General features: G+C 41.4%; 16 protein-coding genes. 6 read left to right on the top strand and 10 right to left on the bottom strand.

Going from position 1 to position 21148, the window contains the following annotated elements; all coding sequences use genetic code 11:
• The 4 genes from HMPREF9444_RS10735 to HMPREF9444_RS02335 form a co-directional block, all read right to left on the bottom strand.
• Positions 1-295 (bottom strand): AAA family ATPase (locus HMPREF9444_RS10735; RefSeq protein ID WP_083801103.1); only part of this gene is annotated, 295 nt, incomplete at its 3' end.
• Positions 296-564: 269 nt separating this feature from the next.
• Entirely contained in the window at positions 565-1815 is a 1251-nt protein-coding gene (gene lysA, locus HMPREF9444_RS02345) for a diaminopimelate decarboxylase (RefSeq protein ID WP_009142729.1), read from the bottom strand.
• Position 1816: 1 nt separating this feature from the next.
• Complete coding sequence (locus HMPREF9444_RS02340; protein WP_009142728.1) at positions 1817-2035, bottom strand: LptM family lipoprotein; 219 nt, start codon at positions 2033-2035, stop codon at positions 1817-1819.
• An 84-nt stretch (positions 2036-2119) separates the two neighbouring features.
• On the bottom strand, positions 2120-4603 hold the full coding sequence (locus HMPREF9444_RS02335) for a class I adenylate cyclase (protein WP_009142727.1): 2484 nt from the start codon (positions 4601-4603) through the stop codon (positions 2120-2122).
• A 160-nt stretch (positions 4604-4763) separates the two neighbouring features.
• Between HMPREF9444_RS02335 and HMPREF9444_RS02330 the strand changes: the two genes are divergently transcribed.
• Together HMPREF9444_RS02330 and HMPREF9444_RS02325 are read left to right on the top strand one after the other, a co-directional pair.
• Positions 4764-6215: a uroporphyrinogen-III C-methyltransferase gene (locus HMPREF9444_RS02330; protein WP_009142726.1), complete on the top strand. Its 1452-nt coding sequence runs from the start codon at positions 4764-4766 to the stop codon at positions 6213-6215.
• Positions 6212-7375, top strand: coding sequence for a heme biosynthesis HemY N-terminal domain-containing protein (locus HMPREF9444_RS02325; RefSeq protein WP_009142725.1), 1164 nt, complete (start codon positions 6212-6214; stop codon positions 7373-7375). Before HMPREF9444_RS02330 ends, HMPREF9444_RS02325 begins: the two co-directional genes overlap by 4 nt.
• Before the next feature lie 42 nt (positions 7376-7417).
• On the opposite strand, the gene ilvA is transcribed toward HMPREF9444_RS02325, so the two are convergent.
• From ilvA to HMPREF9444_RS02310, 3 genes are all read right to left on the bottom strand, one after another.
• Positions 7418-8950: a threonine ammonia-lyase, biosynthetic gene (ilvA, locus tag HMPREF9444_RS02320; RefSeq protein WP_009142724.1), complete on the bottom strand. Its 1533-nt coding sequence runs from the start codon at positions 8948-8950 to the stop codon at positions 7418-7420.
• Between the two features lies 1 nt (position 8951).
• Positions 8952-10799, bottom strand: coding sequence for a dihydroxy-acid dehydratase (gene ilvD, locus HMPREF9444_RS02315; protein WP_009142723.1), 1848 nt, complete (start codon positions 10797-10799; stop codon positions 8952-8954).
• A 96-nt stretch (positions 10800-10895) separates the two neighbouring features.
• Positions 10896-11831, bottom strand: coding sequence for a branched-chain amino acid transaminase (locus tag HMPREF9444_RS02310; RefSeq protein WP_009142722.1), 936 nt, complete (start codon positions 11829-11831; stop codon positions 10896-10898).
• Positions 11832-12307: 476 nt separating this feature from the next.
• On the opposite strand from HMPREF9444_RS02310, the gene HMPREF9444_RS02305 reads away from it, so the two are divergent.
• Positions 12308-13249, top strand: coding sequence for an acetyltransferase (locus HMPREF9444_RS02305; protein ID WP_009142720.1), 942 nt, complete (start codon positions 12308-12310; stop codon positions 13247-13249).
• Here the strand turns inward: HMPREF9444_RS02305 and HMPREF9444_RS02300 are convergent.
• Both HMPREF9444_RS02300 and HMPREF9444_RS02295 read right to left on the bottom strand, forming a co-directional pair.
• The gene (locus tag HMPREF9444_RS02300; RefSeq protein ID WP_009142719.1) at positions 13246-13860 is read right to left on the bottom strand and encodes a thiol:disulfide interchange protein DsbA/DsbL; all 615 of its coding nucleotides are present in this window, start codon (positions 13858-13860) and stop codon (positions 13246-13248) included. The two genes, HMPREF9444_RS02305 and HMPREF9444_RS02300, sit on opposite strands and share 4 nt — an antisense overlap.
• 12 nt (positions 13861-13872) lie before the next feature.
• On the bottom strand, positions 13873-14898 hold the full coding sequence (locus HMPREF9444_RS02295; RefSeq protein WP_009142718.1) for a squalene/phytoene synthase family protein: 1026 nt from the start codon (positions 14896-14898) through the stop codon (positions 13873-13875).
• A gap of 62 nt (positions 14899-14960) precedes the next feature.
• On the opposite strand from HMPREF9444_RS02295, the gene yciA reads away from it, so the two are divergent.
• On the top strand, positions 14961-15437 hold the full coding sequence (gene yciA, locus HMPREF9444_RS02290) for an acyl-CoA thioester hydrolase YciA (protein WP_009142717.1): 477 nt from the start codon (positions 14961-14963) through the stop codon (positions 15435-15437).
• A gap of 65 nt (positions 15438-15502) precedes the next feature.
• Here the strand turns inward: yciA and HMPREF9444_RS02285 are convergent, their stop codons facing one another.
• Positions 15503-16144: a TetR family transcriptional regulator gene (locus HMPREF9444_RS02285; protein WP_009142716.1), complete on the bottom strand. Its 642-nt coding sequence runs from the start codon at positions 16142-16144 to the stop codon at positions 15503-15505.
• Between the two features lie 467 nt (positions 16145-16611).
• On the opposite strand from HMPREF9444_RS02285, the gene HMPREF9444_RS02280 reads away from it, so the two are divergent.
• Positions 16612-17775 carry an efflux RND transporter periplasmic adaptor subunit gene (locus tag HMPREF9444_RS02280; RefSeq protein ID WP_009142714.1) on the top strand — a complete coding sequence of 388 codons (1164 nt, stop codon included), beginning with the start codon at positions 16612-16614 and terminating at the stop codon, positions 17773-17775.
• A gap of 26 nt (positions 17776-17801) precedes the next feature.
• Complete coding sequence (locus HMPREF9444_RS02275; RefSeq protein WP_009142713.1) at positions 17802-21089, top strand: efflux RND transporter permease subunit; 3288 nt, start codon at positions 17802-17804, stop codon at positions 21087-21089.
• The last annotated feature ends 59 nt before the right edge of the window (positions 21090-21148 follow it).

The following is a 21148-nucleotide window of genomic DNA, read 5'->3' as shown; positions in this document are numbered from 1 at the left end:
GTATTCTCTTTAATTTGGGAAAAATCGATATGAATGACTTTATAGGCCTTATCGCTCCATAAATTGTCGGTGACAATTTTAAGACCTTGAAATTTATCAAGACCGTTTGAGAAAACTCATGAAAAGTGCTTACTAATGTCGATTTACCGAATCTGCGCGGACGGGATAAAAAAAACGGGTTTCTAAAACGGGCAAGGTCGGCGACCAAATCCGTTTTATCCACATAAATAAGCGCATTTGCGGCAAAATCTCTAAAAGACGTAACGCTTAAAGGAAGTTTGGTAAGATCCGGCATGTTAAATTTCACAGATATGTTAAATACTTAAAACAGAGTTTAACATAACTCCTGACTTCAGCCGAAGTATGCCGAGCGCTGCATAATAATATTGCAGCTTATTTTCTTAATTGAAGCACCATTACTGACGCAAAATTTTAGTTAATAATTTGATGAAAAACAATCAATAAACTTTACAAAAACAACTTTGACGCAAGACGAAAAAACACATCAACAAAAACCGGTCTTTGTGCAGATCCTTAAGTTAAAGCTTACGGATCTGCAAAAATTTAAAGTCCCGCAATACTTTCATTTTCCCACAGCTGAGAAAAATCCTGACGCTTGCGAATAACATAAGATTTATTCTTATCAACCAAGATCTCAGCGCACAAAAGACGCGAATTATAATTGGACGACATAGACGAACCGTAAGCTCCGGCACCGCGCACAGCCAAGTATTCACCCGCACTGACGGCAAGCTTTCTTTCCTTACCTAAAAAGTCATCACTTTCGCAAACCGGACCTACTACATCATACAAATCAACTTTTGCATCTTGATGCTTCTTAACTTCAACTATATTCATCCATGAGTTATATAAAGCGGGACGAATCAAATCATTCATTCCGGCATCAACGATACAGAAATTTTTTACCGATCCTTTTTTAAGATAAAGAGCTTTAGTAACTAAAATACCGGCATTTGCCACCATTGCGCGCCCGGGCTCTACATAAATTGAGATATCCAAATCTTTCAATCTATTGATAACCGCCGACATATACTCATAAGGTGACGGGGGTGTTTCATCTCCGTAAGTGACGCCGAGACCTCCGCCGATATCAATATGATCAATCTTAATACCGCATTCGGTAAGCTCTTTGTATAAGTCAAGAAGGCGCTCTGTTGCTTCCAGAATAGGAGCTCCCGAAGTCATTTGCGATCCGATATGGCAATCGATTCCACAAATTTCAAGATTCGGATCTGCTGCCATCTGGCGGTAAACGGCTAAAGCCTCATCGTAGGCGATACCGAATTTATTTGATTTAAGACCGGTAGAAATCGACGGATGAGTTTTTGCATCTACGTTAGGGTTTACGCGTACGGATACTCTGGCTTTTTTGCCAAGACTTTTTGCAACGGACGAAATTGCGTTAATTTCAGGAACAGACTCGATATTAAAGCAATCAATTCCCTGCTCAAGAGCAAAAGCGATTTCATGAGCTGTCTTTCCTACACCTGAAAATACTACTTTTTTAGGATCTCCCCCGGCTTTAATCACGCGTCTTAATTCACCTTCCGAGACCACATCAAATCCGGCACCTAAAGACGCCATTAAGGCTAAAATCGACAAAGAACTGTTAGCTTTTACCGCGTAGCAGATTAAATGTCTCTTTTTTGCCAATGCTTCTTTAAAAGCATTCATGTGTCTTACTAAAGTAGCTTTTGAGTAGATATACAACGGCGATCCGTATTGATCGGCTAAATCCGTAACGGCCAAATCTTCGGCATAAAGTTCATTATTTTTATAATTGAAAAAATCCATTTTATTCTTCCGTTGTTATTTCTTCAGATGTTTGAGAACCGGTGTTATCTTCTGCTGCAGCAGAACTGTCAAACAAAGTAAGCTGCCCTTGCTCGGCACTGTTTCCTTTAGCATCAACAGTCTGTACCGTCTCCGGTTCCGGCAGATACAAATCGTATTTCAGTCCGCATCCTGATACAGCACATAAAATAAATAGGCTAAGCACGGCGCTGAATTTCATGATGTTGATCCTCTTGATCCAATAAGATGCACTAAGAGTATCACGAAAGCATATTGTAAAGAGAATTTGTACTAAAAATGATCACTAATCAGGATCCGGCTGTCCTTTAATTGTAAAAGGATGAATAGCTTTAAGATCAGGACTTAAAACAAAATACTGCGGTAGATTAAAATGCACCGATGAAGTGGAACTGCCCTCACTTTGACGGGTATAAAAACGATTTATGGCATTTACTAATGTTGCCCGCGACCCTACATAATGATTGTAAATTTCAACTTCATTGCGTTCATTTACGATAAAAATTTCCCATCCCTCAACCAAAGGAGCAAAAAAGTACTGCATGACCCCCAAAGTAGCATAGCACTCAACAATTCCCGGAACCTGAAGCGCAAACTCAGGGCGCATGCTGTAAGGGGATAAAACCGAAATATTTTCGGATTCTGAACCCAAATAACTTAAGCGGTTAATAATAATTCCGCGATCCTTATCATCTCGTGCTAAAAAGGTATTACGACCAATTTTAAAGGAAAGCTCTTCCCCTGTTCCCATTTTCAAGAATACCTGACGCAAAAGGGACTGTAAATCATAGCGGATAAGATCACCTCTTGAACTGGCATAAGAACTGATTTTTATGCTGCTTAAAAGCTTTCCCGCATCTGCAAATTCAGCATTGCGGGATACTCTTACCAAAGAGGAAATAAGCTGAATAACTCCGTCCTCACCTGACGGAAAAGAAATAGCGCAGGCCTCCCCCCAGGAATTTATCATCAAAAGATCAATAGATCCTACAAGACATAATCTTTCACGTCCGCAGCACAAGGATGAGCCGTAATCTAAATCAGCTGATTCTATATCCCTCATTAAAGTAGGATCGTCCTCAAAATTTAATACGACGAGGCACTCTTTAAAAGAGCGGGGACGCTGCAAATCCAAATCAGAAATAGGAGATAACAAGCTGCTCTTTAGTGCCGTAATATCAGATGCAAGCTGCTTAACTCTGCTGCTGCTTACGATACCGACCTGACCTGCGGTATAAATTGCAGTCAAACGGGTTAATATTCCGTTAAAACAAGCCCACGCAACAACTTCTACCAAACTTGATCCCACGATAATAGGAGATGACGCTAAAATTCCGATATCGTCAGGAGCCGAAGAATAAAGGTGCCAACCCTTCTTGCATAATGAGTTCTTATTCGGTCTTATAAAAGTTAAATAACGCTCTTTAATAGATAAAGTCAGATCGGAATTAAACAATAAAATCTTTCCAGGATAGCGATCAAACGCGGCATAAAGCTTACGCGACAAAATACCGGCATCATCGGAAGTAATGGCATACTCAATTCCGTGTCTTACGGAAAAGCGCAGCAGCGCACGGTAGCTTTCCAGCAAGGAATAATAAAGACTTTGATAAAAACGGCTGACAAAAGAAAACTTCCAGGCATCGCGGTTTATTATTTGTTTGATAAAATCTTTATCCATCTGCCAGTCGGATAAAAGTTTATCAAGCAAATTGCGTCTATAGGATAAAGCCGTACCGTCTGACAATCCGTCAAGTCCTGAATAAATCTTTAGAAAGAAACATACCCTTAAAAGCTTCAGCCGTTTGACATCCCCGATACTCTTAAGATAATCGCTGACCTTTTCATACATAAGATAATAAGCATCAAGCTCTATTCCGTATCCGTCATGATTTAAAACATAGTCCTTTAATTTTGAAGATAACAGATCGGTCTGCGGATAATCATTGCTGTATGCTTCCATCAACAAAATTTTTATTGCCGCCTTAAAAGGTGAATCAATACCTTTATACAAAAGCCATAATCCCGATCCGAAATACTCACCGGGCGAACTGTTGACTATAGTACCGAAATCAAACCATTCCTCTTTTTTTATGCTCGGATGATTTAAGACCTTATCAACATAAAAAGCGTAATCATCGGCTTCTTCTTTGGTCGTGATTAAAAACCAGATAATATAGCGGCCGCAAATGCGAAAAGACGTACGGTAAAACTCATCTAATAAAAACAGATTCTGCGCACTACCGCAATTATCAGAGTCAAGAGAATCGGAAGATCCTTGGGTAAAACGGTTATCTAAAGTAACAAAAAGATTCAGATCAACTCCGCAGCCATGCGCAAAAGCAGATAAAAAACGACATTTTTCATTTAAAAAGGAAAGTCTTTGCGCACTGATATCATGACCTACGCATACCCATATATCCAAATCGGAATGGACGCTCTGTCCTATAGAAGAAGTACTGCCCATGGCATACAGCCCTAATATTTCATTTCTCTTTGGTGCTGTTAACTTATCTTCAGGAGAAAGCCGCGCTTTCAACCAATCTTTATGAAAATCATCAAGAACAAAGCCGTCAATGCCGCAAGGAACGTCATTATGCTTAAAACCGGGAAGATGAGGATCGTTATAATTTAAGAATAAAGGAATTAATGATAAAAATTTCTGAGCCTTTACCGTCATTACCGATTTGGCGCGAACAAGGCGTTCTCGATTCAGATCAAGATATCGCTTTAATCTTAGCGGTAATTCTTTATCAAAAACGTCTGTCATACATTTTTCCTCGGCTCAAAAAATATTTTACCCACTAAAAATGTGACGGTAAATACAGATCACAAGATCTAACAATAATAGATACAAGGATTTTTTATCAGATCCCGTAAAATGGTAAAATTAGGATTCAAATAAATTTTTGCAGATATTAAGGTTTCTTATGGCGAACACAACAGACAACAGCCAAACTAAAAATAATGATGTCATTAATAAAAAAGAGGATGCCGCTAAAGAGGCTTCTCTTAAAACGACATCTGATGAAACAAAAAGCCTAGAACAGGAAATGCAGGACATTGAGGACAAGGCACAAAGCTTGCGTGCTCAAGAAGAAGCAGTTGCCAAGGCAAGCACTGAAGATCAAAAAGCAAAAGAAGCAGAAATGCCGCAAAAAGATGAGAATCAGGAGCAAAAAAGCCAAAAAGGCGCCGATCCTGTAAACACCTACAGTGATCCTTATTATGATCAGGCAAAGCAACTAAGTGATTTAAACAAGAAAATTAAATCCTTAAAAGGGAGTAATTTTATTCTGACATCACTTAGCGTCGTGATCTTTATCGGTCTTGCCGCTTTTGCCATTTACTCAGTAAAAACTACCGATGTGCTGCAGGCAAAAGACGATATGCTTGAAGCAAATCAGCAGGAGATTTTAAACGTTAAAAACCAGCTTCAAGACTCGGCTCAATCCTTAAGTCAGGCTTCTGAGCAAATCAATCTGCTTTTAAAGCGCAACGGCGAGCTTGAGGATGCGTTAAATTCGTATAAGGGATTGGACGGCAAATTGACCGGAATCGAAAGTGCCAATAAGACCAACGCCTCAAATATTGCTTCATTATCAGCAAGACTCAAGCGTTATGAAACACAGAATCCTGATGATTGGCGCCTTGCCGAATGCTTCTTCCTCGTCAATAACGCCATGCAGAAGGCGGTTTTTGACAAAGACGTAAAAGCTGCCTTATGGTTCTTAAATAATGCCAACCTGCTTATCGCCGATATTGAAGATACTGATGTCATTGCAATAAGAGAAGCGATAAATGCTGATATTACGACGCTTTCAAACTTAAAGCCCATTGATCGTTACGGCATCAATATCGCTCTTAATGAGGTTTATAAAAACATTGATAATCTGGTCTTAAAAGGCTTTTCCGATGCAGACATGCGTAAAGATGCCTTCCAGAAAGAAACCACTCCTACGGACAGTATCTTAAATTGGAAAGATAATATCCTGAATTCAGCAAAAGAGTTTTCTTCCCGCTTTATTGAAGTAAGGCGTAAAGATCCAAAAGAAACCGATGCTTTCTTATCGCCTACCCAGGAGGCCTATCTTAGAGAAAATATTAAGACCAGAATTCTACTTGCAAAAGCTGATCTTAATTACTCTGATGCACAAGACTACGCTTTTAACCTTAACGACGCGTTATCTTTAGTCAAAGCCTACTTTGATAATGATCATCAAGTCACCAAGACTGTTATCAACGATATTAATGAGCTCTTACAAAAGAGTGTGGATCTGGATACTCCGACCGTACTTAGCAGCAGTGCTTTATTTAATAAATTTGCCAAAGAGCGAATTTTAGAGCCTATTGATGTCGTAAACAGAGGAGAACAGCAATGATTAAAATCTGCATTGCGCTCCTTGTAACCTGCGCTGCAATCTTTATCGGTCCGTACTTAGCAGATTCGCAAGGATACATACATATTGCGACAAACGACTATATTATAGAGATGTCGGTAGTTACCGGTACCGTATTGACCGTAATTGCTTTTATCATTTTCTATTTTGCCGTCAATTTTGTTTTGTCCGTGATGCACCTGCCGCACGGAGCCTCGCTGATGTTAAAGCGCCGTGCCGACAAGAAACAAATAACATGGCAAAACAATGCGTTTATCGCCTACGAAGAAGGAGATTTCAAACGTACTTTAGCTTTATTCAATAAAGCTCCTAAAAAAGATCAAATCCCTACCTTTACTAAGTTCATTGCAGCAGATGCCGCTTTTGAACTGGGAGATTATGCAAAAACCACTGCTATTCTGGATGAGATTGAGAAAAGCGATCCGCATGCAAAAGTTGCAGTTGCAATCGTCAGAGCCAAGATGAATTTCAAACTTGGAAATGTCGAAGCCGCACTTGAGACGCTGCAGCCGTTAAAGCTTAAAGACTCGTCTTTCATTTCTAAAATAAGCTATCAAAGCTTAAAAAATGAAAATGACTTTGAAGGGCTTGCGGAAATGGCTCCCCGTCTCATCTCTGACAAAATCATTGACGATCATGAAGCTAATAATATCTATACCGCAGCTTTCACGCAAAAACTTGCGTTATTAACTAAAACCAATGAAGCTTTAGCATTAAGAAAATTACTGCCTAAAAAAGTCAGATATATTCTGCCTATAAATACGCAGCTTTTATTGAAGATTGATGAGTTTAAAGACACTAATGCCGTTAACAAGCTTGCCTGTGATCTTTTAAGTCACAATCAAGATGAGCCTGAACTGTATAAAGCTATAAGCAATTTACAGTCAGCTCTGCCAAAAGTCAGAGAAGCTGTAGGTAAAAAGCTTGAGATGCATGCCGCTGACGATGAGGCTAAATGCTCTATGCTAAAAGCCTTAGCTCAGCTTGAGAGTAATGAAAATCTTAACGAAAAAGCCTGTGAACATCTTTTGGCAGCGATGCAAATAAAAGAAGATGCAGATATTTGCTATCGCCTTGCATTGATTTACAGCAAATTAAGATTATTTGAAAAGGCAAGTCAATATTTTATGCGCTGCTGCTAACAATCTCAGCTATAAAAAGAGGGCCTCAGCCCTCTTTTTATATCAGCGTAAAAACTGTTGATAAGCAGTATTTCCCGTTACCTCAACGGCCGGATAATTTACTTTCTTAATAAAATCATCCAGATTCTTGCTTTGATCCTGGGCAACGTTAAAGCCGCACAAAACGCTGCAAAATTCCAAACCGGAAATACGGAAATGGAAAAGCGTAATGCTGAACATATTGCCAAGAGCATTCAAGAACCTTATCAAGGCTTCCTTTGAATTTGGGAACTCAAATAAAAACAGCTTTTCGTCAAGCTCTAAGGTAGGATGTCCGCCGACCATATAACGTACGTGATCTTTGGCTATAGCGTCATCGGTAAGATTGGTCACCAGATATCCCTGCTTTTTTAATGATGCAGAAATACTGTCCAACTCTTGCTTACCGTTAGTAAGCTCTACGGATGCAAAGACACGAGCACGATTTTTATGGGAATAGCGGTAACTGAACTCCGTTACGTGACGATCGCCTAAGGCTTTGCAGAAATTAAGGAACGAACCTTTTTCCTCAGGGATCTCAACTGATAAAATTCCTTCAGCCATCTCGCCCACATCGCAGCGCTCGGCAACCATACGCAAAGTATGGAACTTAACGTTTGCTCCCGAAAGAACTGCAATGTAATTGCCTTTATTTTCACATTCATTCTCACGAACATACTTTTTAAGACCGGCAAGAGCCAAAGCACCTGACGGTTCGGCAATGGCACGGGTATCATCGAAAATATCTTTCATCGCAGCACAGATTTCATCATTTGAACAAGTAATGATTTCATCTACGTACTGTTTGCAAAGACGGAAAGTCTCATCTCCTGCTTTACTTACGGCCACGCCGTCGGCAAAATGCGAAACAAAACCGATATCGCACGGTTTACCGCGTTCAATTGCCGCTTTCATGCAGGCACTGCCTTCAGCTTCTACCCCGACCACCCGAATTGAAGGGATAAGCGCCTTAATATATACGGCAATGCCGGCAGCTAAGCCGCCGCCCCCTATCTGGACGAAAATCGTATTAATGTCAGAACACTGGCCTAACAGCTCATGAGCTATCGTTCCTTGTCCTGCGATAACATCAGGATCGTCATACGGAGGGATCAGAGTCAATCCTTCATTTTGAGCCAGCTCTTTGGCATGTTCGTAAGCCTCATTAAAAGACTCACCGAACAGCACTACCTCTCCGCCCAAGCGCCTTACCGCATCCACTTTTAAATCAGGTGTAGATGTAGGCATGACAATCACGGCACGAGTTTGAAGTTTTCCGGCTGAGACCGCAACACCCTGAGCGTGATTTCCTGCAGAAGCTGCCACCACACCGTGCTTTAACTGTTCGGGAGTGAGATTTAACATTTTGTTATAAGCACCGCGGATTTTAAAAGAATGAATTTTCTGATAATCCTCTCGCTTTAACAAAATATTCACGCCCAAACGCTCTGATAATTTATCAAGCTTGTGCAACGGGGTGACTCGCGCCACCTCGTAAATGCGTGATAACAGAATCTTATGTAAATATTCCTGATCGGTTAATAATTTTTTAGCCATACTATAAGGCCTCGATCTTAGAACGATCGCGAACACCGCCTTTATCTGCGCTTGATGCCATAGCTGCATATGCCTTTAACGCAAACGATACTTCGCGATCACGTTTTACCGGCTTCCAAGCCTTAGGACCGCGTTTTTCCATCTCTTCACGGCGAGCTTTTAAAGTCTCGTCATCAACGCACATTCTTATCGAACGATTCGGAATATCGATTTCAATTAAATCGTTTTCTTCAAGCAAACCGATATTGCCGCCGTTTGCAGCTTCAGGAGAGACGTGACCTATAGACAATCCCGAAGATCCGCCGGAGAATCTGCCGTCAGTGATTAAAGCACACTTCTTGCCAAGGCCTACTGACTTAATATAGGAAGTCGGATACAACATTTCCTGCATACCTGGACCGCCGTGAGGTCCTTCATAACGGACAATCACGACATCGCCGGCTTTAACTTTTCCGTGCAAAATACCGTCAACGGCGTCTTCCTGAGATTCAAAGATTCTGGCAGGACCTACAAATTTCAAAATTGAAGAATCAACACCGGCAGTCTTAACAATGCAGCCGTTTTCAGCCAGATTTCCATACAGAACAGCAAGACCGCCGTCTGTTGAATATGCATGATCATAATCGCGGATGCAGCCTTCTTTTCTGTCTAAATCAAGGCTGTCATAACGACAATCCTGAGAAAATGCCTTAAGGCTCTTTACTCCTGCAGGTGCGGCTTTATAAAAATCAAGCACCTTAGGGTCATCAGTAGTGACAACATCATAATGCTTGATTTCCTCAGCCATAGTCATACCGAGAACGGTCTTGCATTCCGGGTTAATCAAGTCTTTTCTTAAAAGCTCGCCTAAGATTCCCATTACGCCGCCGGCTCTGTGAACATCCTCCATATGATACTTAGTGGTGGAAGGAGCAACTTTGCATAAATGGCGTACATGACGGGACAAACGATCGATATCGTTCATAGTAAAATCAATTCCGCCTTCTTGAGCAACGGCGAGCAAATGCAACACGGTATTGGTAGAACCGCCCATGGCGATATCCATGGTCATAGCATTTTCAAAGGCCTGGCGATTGGCTATATTACGCGGCAAAACCGACTCGTCGTCATGCTCGTAATAAGCTTTTGCCATTTCGACGATGCGTTGTGCTGCTTTTACAAAAAGCTCACGGCGCAGCTTATGAGTAGCAACCAAGCTGCCGTTACCCGGCAACGACAAACCTAAAGCCTCAGTTAAACAATTCATGGAATTGGCGGTAAACATACCTGAGCAGGATCCGCAAGTCGGGCAGCTTACTTCTTCAACTTCCTTTACGGTTTCATCAGTAACGTCAGGCTCGGCAGAAATAATCATTGCGTCAATCAAATCAAGCTTATGATCAATAACCTTGCTGCGACCGGCCTCCATAGGGCCTCCGGACACGAAAATTACCGGAATATTAAGGCGCATGGCAGCCATAAGCATACCCGGAGTTACTTTATCGCAATTTGAAATACAGACTAAAGCATCGGCTTTATGGGCATTGACCATATATTCAACGCTATCGGCGATAATATCGCGTGAAGGCAATGAATAAAGCATGCCGGTGTGTCCCATTGCAATACCGTCATCAACGGCAATAGTGTTAAATTCTTTTGCGATACCTCCGGCTTTTTCAATTTCTTCAACGACAAGCTGACCGATATCATGTAAGTGCACATGACCGGGCACGAATTGTGTAAAAGAGTTGGCTACTGCAATAATCGGCTTGCCGAAATCTTCAGCTTTAACACCGGTAGCTCTCCACAAAGCCCTGGCACCGGCCATAATTTTTCCTTCATAAGTAACGCTTGAACGGTATTTAGGCATGATATTTTTTCCTTTTTATTATTTTTGATAAAAAAGCCCGCACAAAACGAAATAAGCGGGCTTTTGTTGAGTTCTATCTTTTAAAGTAAATAAAATTTACTTCTTAACCGGAGTCAACCAACCCCATTTGTCTTCAACTCGTCCCTGAACGACATCAAAGAACAGCTTCTGGATCTTTTCAGTCAAAGGTCCGCGGTAACCGCATCCGACAGGGATACCGTCAACGCTTGCTATCGGGGTGATTTCAGCGGCGGTGCCGGAGAAGAACATTTCATCGGCAAGATAAACCATTTCACGAGGAATACGCTGTTCTCTTACCTCAAGGCCCAACACTTCTTTAGCTAAAGTAATGATTGATAAACGGGTGATGCCGGGAAGAAGTCCGCAAGTATACGGAGCGGTATACAGGACGCCGTCTTTAATAATAAAGATATTCTCACCTGAGCCTTCTGAAACGTAACCGTTAACATCCAAAGCTACGGCCTCATCGTAACCGTTTTGCGCGCATTCGTTTGCAATAAGGATTGAAGACAAATAATTACCGGCGGCCTTTGCTTCAGTAGGAATGGTATCAGGAGCCAAACGGCGCCATGAAGAAACACCGACCTTAACGCCCTTCTTTAATCCTTCCTCACCGAGGTAAGCGCCCCAAGGGATAGCTCCGACCATAACCTGAGCTTTTGCGCCGTCAGGAACTCTTACGCCCAAGCCGACGTTGCCGATAAATACGAGCGGACGAATATAACCTGAAGGAAGATTATTTTCAGTCATGATCTTGCAGCAGGCGTCCATTACTTCTTCTTTAGTAAAAGGAATATCAAAACGATAAATCTTTGAAGAATTAAATAGGCGGTCGATGTGCTCTTTTAAACGGAAAATGCAAGTACCGTTCGGGGTCTCATATGCACGGATACCTTCAAATACGGAAGAGCCGTAGTGCAAAGCATGAGTCATTACATGAACGTTAGCGTTCTCCCAAGGAACCATTTCTCCGTTAAACCAAATATACTTTGTAGTAGCGGTATTGCCCATTTTATTTACCTTACTTAATTTCTTTTATTTAATAACCTTTTAAATTCGTGATTTTTTAAGTCGGGGGTTACCGGTATAAAAAATCAAAGGGTCCTTGCATCCTTTTTATGCAGTGACTCTGATTTGCCGCTTGGCTTTTAGCCTGCGGCAGCAACATGTTTTTGATTCTATCACAGCAAAATAAACCCGATCGATCTAAAAAAAAACACACCAAAGGCTTTACTTTAAATTAGCCAAGGTTATTCAATATTTATCTATGATAATCAAACAATTATTTGTTTTATCCTAGATAAAAATACATCCTTTTCATGAAAATTTTGCATTAAAATAAGGCATTAAAAATTCAATATTGCATTAAAATAGTGCGTGTTTGTTTTTTGGCATTAGACAAAAACCTTTTACCAAACAAAATAAAACTGCAAAAAAAGTCATTTTTTGGCACAATATGCACGATCTTTGTCTATCTGGTACGAAATATGCTTTCTTTTCTTCCCGGTCCGTTATTATTTATCATTAACTTCATATTAATCGTAATTAATACTGTAATAATCGCGACCCCGATTTTGATTCTCGCTCTGCTGCGCGTTTTATTACCGTTTAAGACTACTATTAAACTTATCGAAAAGCTCAATCTTTTTTTATATGGGATCTGGGTGCACAATAATTCACTGACCATCGCGCTTACCAACAAAATCGATTGGCAGGTAAATTCTCAGAACATTACCAAAATCAAAAACTCATGCATAATTATCTGCAATCATCAAAGCTGGGCAGATATAGTGATGATTTGCCATATTTTCAAAGGCAAAATCCCTATTACTAAGTTCTTCTTAAAACACTCTCTTATTTATATCCCGTTAATCGGTTTGGCATGTCTCGGACTGGGCATGCCTTTTCTGCGCCGTTACAGCAAACAGCAGCTTCTGAAAAATCCCAAACTTAAAAACAAGGATATCGAAAGTACTAACAAAGCATGCCGCAGACTTATTCATGCTCCTTCCACCTTAGTAAATTTTGTTGAAGGAACCCGTTACACAAAAGAAAAAGCTGACGCCGTCAAATCTCCCTATCGTCATTTAATGCCGCCTAAAGCCGCATCTTTAGGTATTGCACTCGGGCAAATCGGCAAAGATATTGACGTTCTTTTTAATACCACGCTCCGCTACCCCGATAATGAAGAGAGTCCTTTTATCGACATGCTTAAAGGAAAGTTAAAAACCGTGTATGCCAACGTAGAGCCCATTAAAGTAACAGATGAAATTATCGGTGATTATCTTGGTAATAAACAATTCAAGCATTCTTTTACTCTATGGCTGCGTGAGCTTTGGGAAAGAAAAGATGAAGAGCTTGATGAAATGTATAAAAAAAGAGAACAAAAAAAGCCCGCCGAAAAACTGACCGGCGGGAAAAATAATTAGTTAAGAGTCAAAAGATAAGCGATTAAATCAATAAACTCGCCTTGAGTATCCACTGACTCCATAATTGTAAGATATTTGCCGTTTATCACAACCTCGGGAACGGCATCAAGTTTATAGTCGTCGGTAAGTTTATCCCAAGTGGAGACCTTTCCCAGAACAGGGAAAGAATTATAATCGGACTCAAAAGTCTGAGCCGGAACTCCCAGCGACTCAAACAACCTGACAAAATCATCGTGGGATGAAGGTATGTTTCCGTCAACGTGCATCTGCTTAAACAAAGTCTCCACATACAAATCGTCTATTTTAAGCAGCTGAGCTACCGCTAAGGCCTTTTGTGATTCCACCCCCATATTGCCGCCCATAAGATTTATGGGATTACGCTCAAAAGTCGCTTCATTTTCAAAGCGTTTTTCAATCTGATTGAACATCGGCTGAAGCGAATAGCAATGTCCGCACCAAAACGAAAAGAATTCACGGATCTCTTTATGCGGAGTTGCCGTTTGAGCGATTACTTTATAATTTACGCCTTCTTTAAAAGCATCTGCCGCCTGTACCTGACAGGAAAGAAAACCGGCAATTACTAAAATTGACACCAAAAATTTTTTAATCATATTTATTTTCTCCTAAAGCATATGCCATCTTGAAACTTTGGCATAAAGCTTTTTTACATCTTGGCGCTGCCGCTGCATTCTACAGCTTAAATGACGATGCAGCATCTTTAATAAAAAGTCAGAGCCTACTGCAAATCGGCATAAAGCTGCAAGCCGTTTAACATCAGATCGGGAAATTTTTAAATCACTGCTTTTCCCGAAAGGGTTCTTGGCAATTTTCTTTAAAGTCATAATTGCCATTGCGACATTAAAATAACAAAAAAGTCTTATCCCTTTTTCTTTTGCAGGAACGGATAAAACAAAATCCAAGGCATCATCAAGATGTCCCATGGTCTTTTTGATATAAAAATCAATTTCATCTTTACGCTTATCTTCTGCCACTCTAGGTAAAAAAGAAACGTTGCGCGTACTGTCCTCATAGCGGTCTTTTAAAATGTTGGTAAGCTGCAACCCCTCACCGAAGCTTACCGCCTTTGCCATGACATCCATTCTTGGAGATGAACTTTTAACTGTAATATTAAAAAACAGCGAAGCTAAAAGTTCGCCGACGACCCCCGCCACCATATAACAGTAATCATCAACATCATCTTCACTGTTTATCTTGGTTTCAGCAATTTTATCCGCCATTCCCGAAGCAAGAACACCGACCCCGCGGGATAAGATATCAATCTGCATCCTAGGAAAAGACAAGGTACGATTGATAACTTCTATCATATCCTCAAGCAATGCATATTCAGCCTCTTTTGCTCCGTCCTTAACCAATAAAAGAGCTTTATCTCTTAAAGAGATAAGCAAAGCCTCATTCTGGAAGCCGTTAAAAGCTAAAAAAGCGAAATCTTTAAGCCACACTATTTTTTGAACAGCATCTGCCTTCGGATCATCTTCCAGCGTATCGGCAATGCGGCATAACAAATAAGCATTACCTACATAATCTCTAAGATCAGGCGGCAAAAGAGGAATGGTCAATGCAAAAGTACGTGACACTTTTTGCAAGTGATCCTGCTGCTTTTCTAAAGACATTGCTTGAATTTCTGGCATTTTGCTTCTTCTTTTTTGTAGTAAAATCTCGATAACAATTGTAACAAAATTAAGGAAACAAGATGGCACAAACACAAGAACATGCTCATCCTCCTATCGGCAACTTGTTGTTAAGAACATTGGCCATGCCCGGAGACGCAAATCCGGCAGGAGACATATTCGGCGGATGGATCATGTCGCAAATGGATATATCGGGGGCGATTTTAGCAAGAGACATTGCCGGAGGAAGAGTAGTTACGGTAGCCGTCGACGCCATGAGCTTTTTAAAACCGGTCAGCGTCGGTGACGTCGTTTGCTGCTATGGGCGCTGCATTCATATAGGGCATACATCACTTAAAATCAAACTTGAGATTTGGGTAAAAAAATTTCACGAAGCCGGAAACGACTCGCGCAACATGGTTACAGAAGCCTCTTTTACCTATGTCGCAGTAGATGATAACGGCAAACCGCGGCCTTTACCCGAAAATGCTGCTGAAATTGCTAAATACGGTATTGACGCCGCCTGCGTCGGACTTAAAGAAGACGGATCCATAAAATAGCCGTCGAAAAATGAAAGCGCTAAAAGCCCAGCACAGCTTTTAGCGTCCTGACTCCTGACTGTAGATTAGTAATGCAAATTGTCCCGTTTAATACTTGCCAAGGAAATAAGACAGGCGTCTACTAAACGGTAATATCTGTTTAAAGTCCAAAATCCCTTATTTCTACGAACCACCTGAGTAAAACCCAGCAGCATCAAATTTATGGCTTCCGCCGCTAAATCGACATCGACGTCGGCTGGCAGCTGTCTGCGGCGAATGGCATTTTTTATACCTTCCTTTAAATAATACACGCGGCTTCGCACCAACTCGTCCATCCTATAATAAAGCTCTTCTTCTCCGTTAATGCCAAGCAGGATACTGTTAACTATTTTTGACATTTCAGACACGAATAACTGCATAGCGGAGCTGCTGCCGTGGGCGTAAAGCCATTTACGAATGCATCCTAAAGGATCAAACTCATTCTCCTTTGCTGCCTGCAGCAAAGATTCCACCAAATCCTTATCCTTTGCCAAATGCTGCATGAGCTCAATTAAGAGTTCGCCTTTATTTTCAAAATGCCAGTAAATCGCACCGCGAGTAACTCCAGCAGCCCGAGCGACATCCGATAAAGTGGTTTTTTCATAACCTTTTACAGAAAATAAAGCAACAGCAGCATCCATAATTTGCTTTTTGGTCTGCAATGCTTCTTCATGTGTACGCTTTGGCATTATATAACCCTTTGATTTAAAATAAAATTATTGTTTTTATAAGCAATAAAAAATTATAACATACATTGATGTATGTTTAGATTATACATTTACATAAAAATTTTTGCTTACCAAAAACGATTTTTTAATAAGCAAAAGTTATGTCTATGCAAAGTACGAAAAACTTAAAGTATGGTGCTGCACAAGAGTCAAGATATTTAAAAAATAACTTTTATAAAACAAAAGCTATACTTATTTTGTTTTTTGATTTTCTAAAACCAAGTGTGCATTCATAATTTACAAATTTGTCTTTAAAGCACAATTGTAAAAATCTAAAGCATCAGATATATAATTGAAATTAAAGCTTTTTTGTCAAACAACCGTTAACAATTATTTTATTCATACACCCGCGTATGTTTAAAATAAAAGTTTTATAATTTAATGTCATAACTCTTTTTACTATAACAAGCTAATACCAGGAAAACTATATGTTCTTGTCTAAGGTTAAGCATAAAAATCTTATCCCTGGAGCTATTGCTCTTTCTGTTTTTCTACTTTCCGGTTGCGGAGAAGAAACTGCAAGCCAAGTTGCAGCAGCTGCGGTTCCAGTAGACGTAGCAATAGTTTCAACTATGGATGTGCCTGTTACCTCAAGACTTACGGGACGGGCTGATCCTGTCCGTAAGGCAGAAGTAAGGCCGCAGGTTTCAGGAATTATTCTCAAACGCTTATTTACCGAAGGCTCCATAGTTGAAGAAGGGCAGCAGCTTTATCAAATTGATCCTGCACTTTATGAAGCCGCAGTAGACAGTGCCAAAGCACAGCTCGAAAGCGCTAAAGCTACTTTGACATCTACATCTTTACGTTATGAGCGTTATAAAAAGCTTTTAAAATCAAATGCAATAAGTAAACAAGATTATGACGATACCGAAGCTGCATATCTTCAGGCAAAAGCAGGCGTCAACAGCGCCAAAGCACAACTTAAGACTGCAGAAATTAATCTTGCATACACCAAAGTATATGCTCCGATTTCAGGCCGTATCGGCAAATCCGACTTTACCGAAGGTGCTTTAGTAAGCGCGCAGCAGACCAATCCCCTTGCTACCATCCAACAGCTGGACCCGATGTACGTCGACTTCGGGCAGTCAGTTGAACAGCACTTAGCGCTGCGCCGTGCCGTACAAGATGGTTCCTTTAAACTCGTAGACGGAAAAGCTCCTCTTGATATCTATTTTTCAGACGGCAGCAAATATAACCTCCAAGGCCAGCTTGAATTCTCAGATATCACCGTTGATGAAACTACCGGCATGGTAAACCTTCGTACCATTCTGCCAAATCCCGACCAGGTTATTTTGCCCGGAATGTTCATTAGAGGAGACATCAACGAGGGCTATATCCCCGATGCAATCGTAATCCGCAAAGATGCAGTTATCAGAGAGGCAGCCGGCGAAACTTACGTTTACACCATCACTCCTGAAAATAAAGCTCAAAGAACCGTGGTTAAAGTCGGAACCGAATATCAGGATATTTTCGTGATTACCGACGGTCTTAAACCTGGGGATAAAGTCATTACCAGCAATATCCAAAAAGTCCGTACCGGGACTGCCGTTACAGAAGTTAACGACAAAAATGCTTCGGAAAAAACGGAATAATCAGTACTGATTGGAGATAATAAATAATGGCTCGTTTCTTTATTAATCGCCCGATTTTTGCCTGGGTGATTGCGATTGTCATCATGCTCGCGGGATTATTTGCAGTTTTAACGCTGCCGATTTCCCAGTATCCGACGATTGCACCTCCGTCAGTTTCAATTCGTTCCTCATATCCGGGTGCTGACGCAACTACCGTAGAGCGTTCCGTGACCCAAATTATTGAGCAGAACATGACAGGTCTTGACGGCTACATGTACATGTCAGCCACCTCCGACTCCTACGGAAATTCTGATATAACCATTACTTTTGAGCCGGGAACTAATCCTGATATTGCCCAGGTTCAGGTACAAAACAAACTGCAGCAAACCCAGTCTCAACTGCCGGAAACGGTGCAGTCAAACGGTGTAGATGTAACTAAGAGTACCAATGCCTTCTTGATGGTTGTCGGTCTTACTGCTATTGACGGAATTCACGACAACACTGACTTGTCAGACTATATTTACGCCAACATCCGAGAGCCGATGGCCCGTGTTCAAGGCGTCGGCGACTTGATGGTATTCGGCTCCGAATACGCTATGCGTATTTGGCTTGATCCGGAAAAACTTAATAATTTAGGAGTAACGGTTACCGAAGTTACTACAGCCATTACCGCACAAAATGCCCAGGTTACTTACGGATCTTTAGGCGGAACCCCGGCAGTTCCCGGTCAGCAATATGCTTATACAATTACCGGACAATCCCGCTTACAAAACGTAGAACAATTTGAAAATATTCTAATTCGCGTCAATCAGGACGGAAGCAAAATCCACTTAAAGGACATTGCCCGTATTGAGCTTGGTTCCGAAAGTTATCAGGTCCGAGGATCTTACAACCATTTGCCCTCATCAGGCATTGCTATCCGCTTGTCATCGGGAGCCAATGCTCTTGATACGGCAAAACGCGTTAAAACCCTTATCAACGATCTGAGCCAGTATTTCCCTGAATGGATTGAAGTAAACTACCCTTACGACACTACCGACTTCATTAATATTTCCATTAACGAAGTTTTCCATACTTTGATCGAAGCTATCATTCTCGTCGTTATTATTATGTACGTATTCTTACAAAACATAAGAGCGACATTGATCCCTACGATCACGGTTCCGGTCGTACTGCTTGGTACCTTCGCCATCATGTCGGTATTCGGCTTCTCCATTAATACCCTTACGATGTTCGGTTTGGTGCTAGCGATCGGTTTGCTCGTTGACGACGCAATTGTAGTGGTAGAAAACGTAGAGCGTATTATCCATGAAGAGAATCTGCCGCCAAAAGAAGCAACAGAAAGATCCATGGATCAGATCACCGGTGCGCTAATCGGCATCGCTTTGGTACTTTCCGCAGTATTCATTCCGATGGCATTCTTCGGCGGCTCTACCGGCGTTATTTATCGTCAGTTTTCCATCACCATCGTATCGGCCATGACTTTGTCGGTACTTATCGCTTTGATTTTGACCCCAGCATTGTGCGCCACCATTTTGCAGGGTAAAGATCATCGTAATGCTACCCCAAAAAATTTCCTTTTAAGAAAACTATCAGGACTTTTTGCAGTACTGTTTAAGCCGCTTGAAATCTTCTTCTCAGGATTTAACCGTTTCTATAATGCATTAAGCGTCAGTTACCAAAAGCATGTAAGCAAAGTCGTCCATCAAATTAAACGGCAAATCCTTATTTATATAGGAATTTGCGCCGCTTTGGTGTATTGCTTCCTTAAGATCCCTTCAGCCTTCTTGCCTACTGAAGATCAAGGCGTGTTGCTTGCCATGGTAAACCTCCCTTCAGGATCTACCGTTGAAAAGACTAGTAACGCCTTAAGGAAAATGGCTGACTACTTCCTTATTGAAGAAAAAGAAAATGTTGCTTCAATGATGTATGTAACCGGATTCTCCTTTGCAGGTTCCGGACAAAACGCAGGTCTTGCTTTCGTAAGACTCAAAGACTGGTCAGAAAGAACCAGACCTGATCAACATGCCGACGCTATAGCAAACCGTTCTTATCAGCCGCTTATGGGCATCCGTGAAGGCCTTGCTTACGCTTTCAATATTCCGGCAATTCCTGAACTGGGTACGGCAAACGGCTTTGACATGTACTTGATGGATAACGGAGGAGCAGGACATGACGCTCTTACCAAGGTAAGACAGGATTATGTTTATGCAGCACAGCAATCTCCCCTTTTAATGCAGGTTCGTGCCAACGGTATGGATGACGCGCCTCAATTCAAACTCAATCTTGATTACGAAAAAGCGATGTCTTTAGGGTTAACAGTAGCCGATATCAACAACACCTTATCTGTTGCGTGGGGCTCTGCCTACATCGATGATTTCATGGAAAGATCTCGTGTAAAGAAGGTGTACCTGCAGGCAGAAGCTTCCGCCCGTATGACCGAGCTCGATCTTAACAAATGGTATGTGCGCAACAATGAAGGGAAAATGATTCCTTTCAGTGCATTTGCCTCCACGGAATGGACATTCGGCTCTCCGCGCCTTGAACGCTATAACGGCGTAGGAGCGATGAATATTCAAGGTGCTCCGGCTCCGGGAGTTTCAACCGGTGAAGCTATGAATGAGATGGAGCGTATTGCTGCAGAAGTACTTCCTCCCGGCTACAGTATTTCATGGACTGGCGTATCCTACCAGGAAAGGCTGTCAGGACAGCAAGCTCCGATGTTGTACGCGGTATCTATTTTGGTAGTATTCCTGTGTCTTGCCGCATTGTATGAATCATGGTCGATTCCGTTTGCTGTTATGATGGTGTTGCCGCTTGGTATTATCGGTGCCGTATTAGCAGCCCTTATCACCCAATATGTTCCGGTCAGGACAGTATTAACCAATGATGTCTACTTCCAGGTAGGATTGCTGACAACTGTAGGATTATCGGCAAAGAACGCTATTTTGATTGTGGAGTTTGCAAAAGAACTTTACGATAAAGGAGCGCGTCTTACCGAAGCGGTTATTGAAGCTGCTAAGATCCGCTTACGTCCTATTCTTATGACCTCAGCCGCCTTTATCTTAGGTGTATTGCCGCTTGCCGTAAGTTCCGGCGCCGGCGCTGCAGGCCGTAATGAAATCGGAATCTGCGTTATCGGCGGCATGTTATCAGCAACCGTTCTTGCAATTTTCTTCGTTCCGGTGTTTTTCGTGCTCATCATGAGATACTTCACGAAGTATATTCCGCCTGAAACTAAGAAAAAGCTTGCAGAAAGAGAGCGTCAGAGACTTGAAAAACTGTATCAGCAATCAAGAGAGGCTGATGAAGCTAAGAGAATTGACAATCTTTAAAAAAGATTAAAATAAAGCCCCGCAAAATGAACTCTACCCCGTAGAGTAGACCGGTTAAG

Origin of the sequence: Succinatimonas hippei YIT 12066, from assembly GCF_000188195.1 — a bacterium.
Classification (GTDB): domain Bacteria; phylum Pseudomonadota; class Gammaproteobacteria; order Enterobacterales; family Succinivibrionaceae; genus Succinatimonas; species Succinatimonas hippei.
Note: the sequence above shows the minus strand (reverse complement) of the source record. Positions and strands in the feature narration are given on the sequence as shown.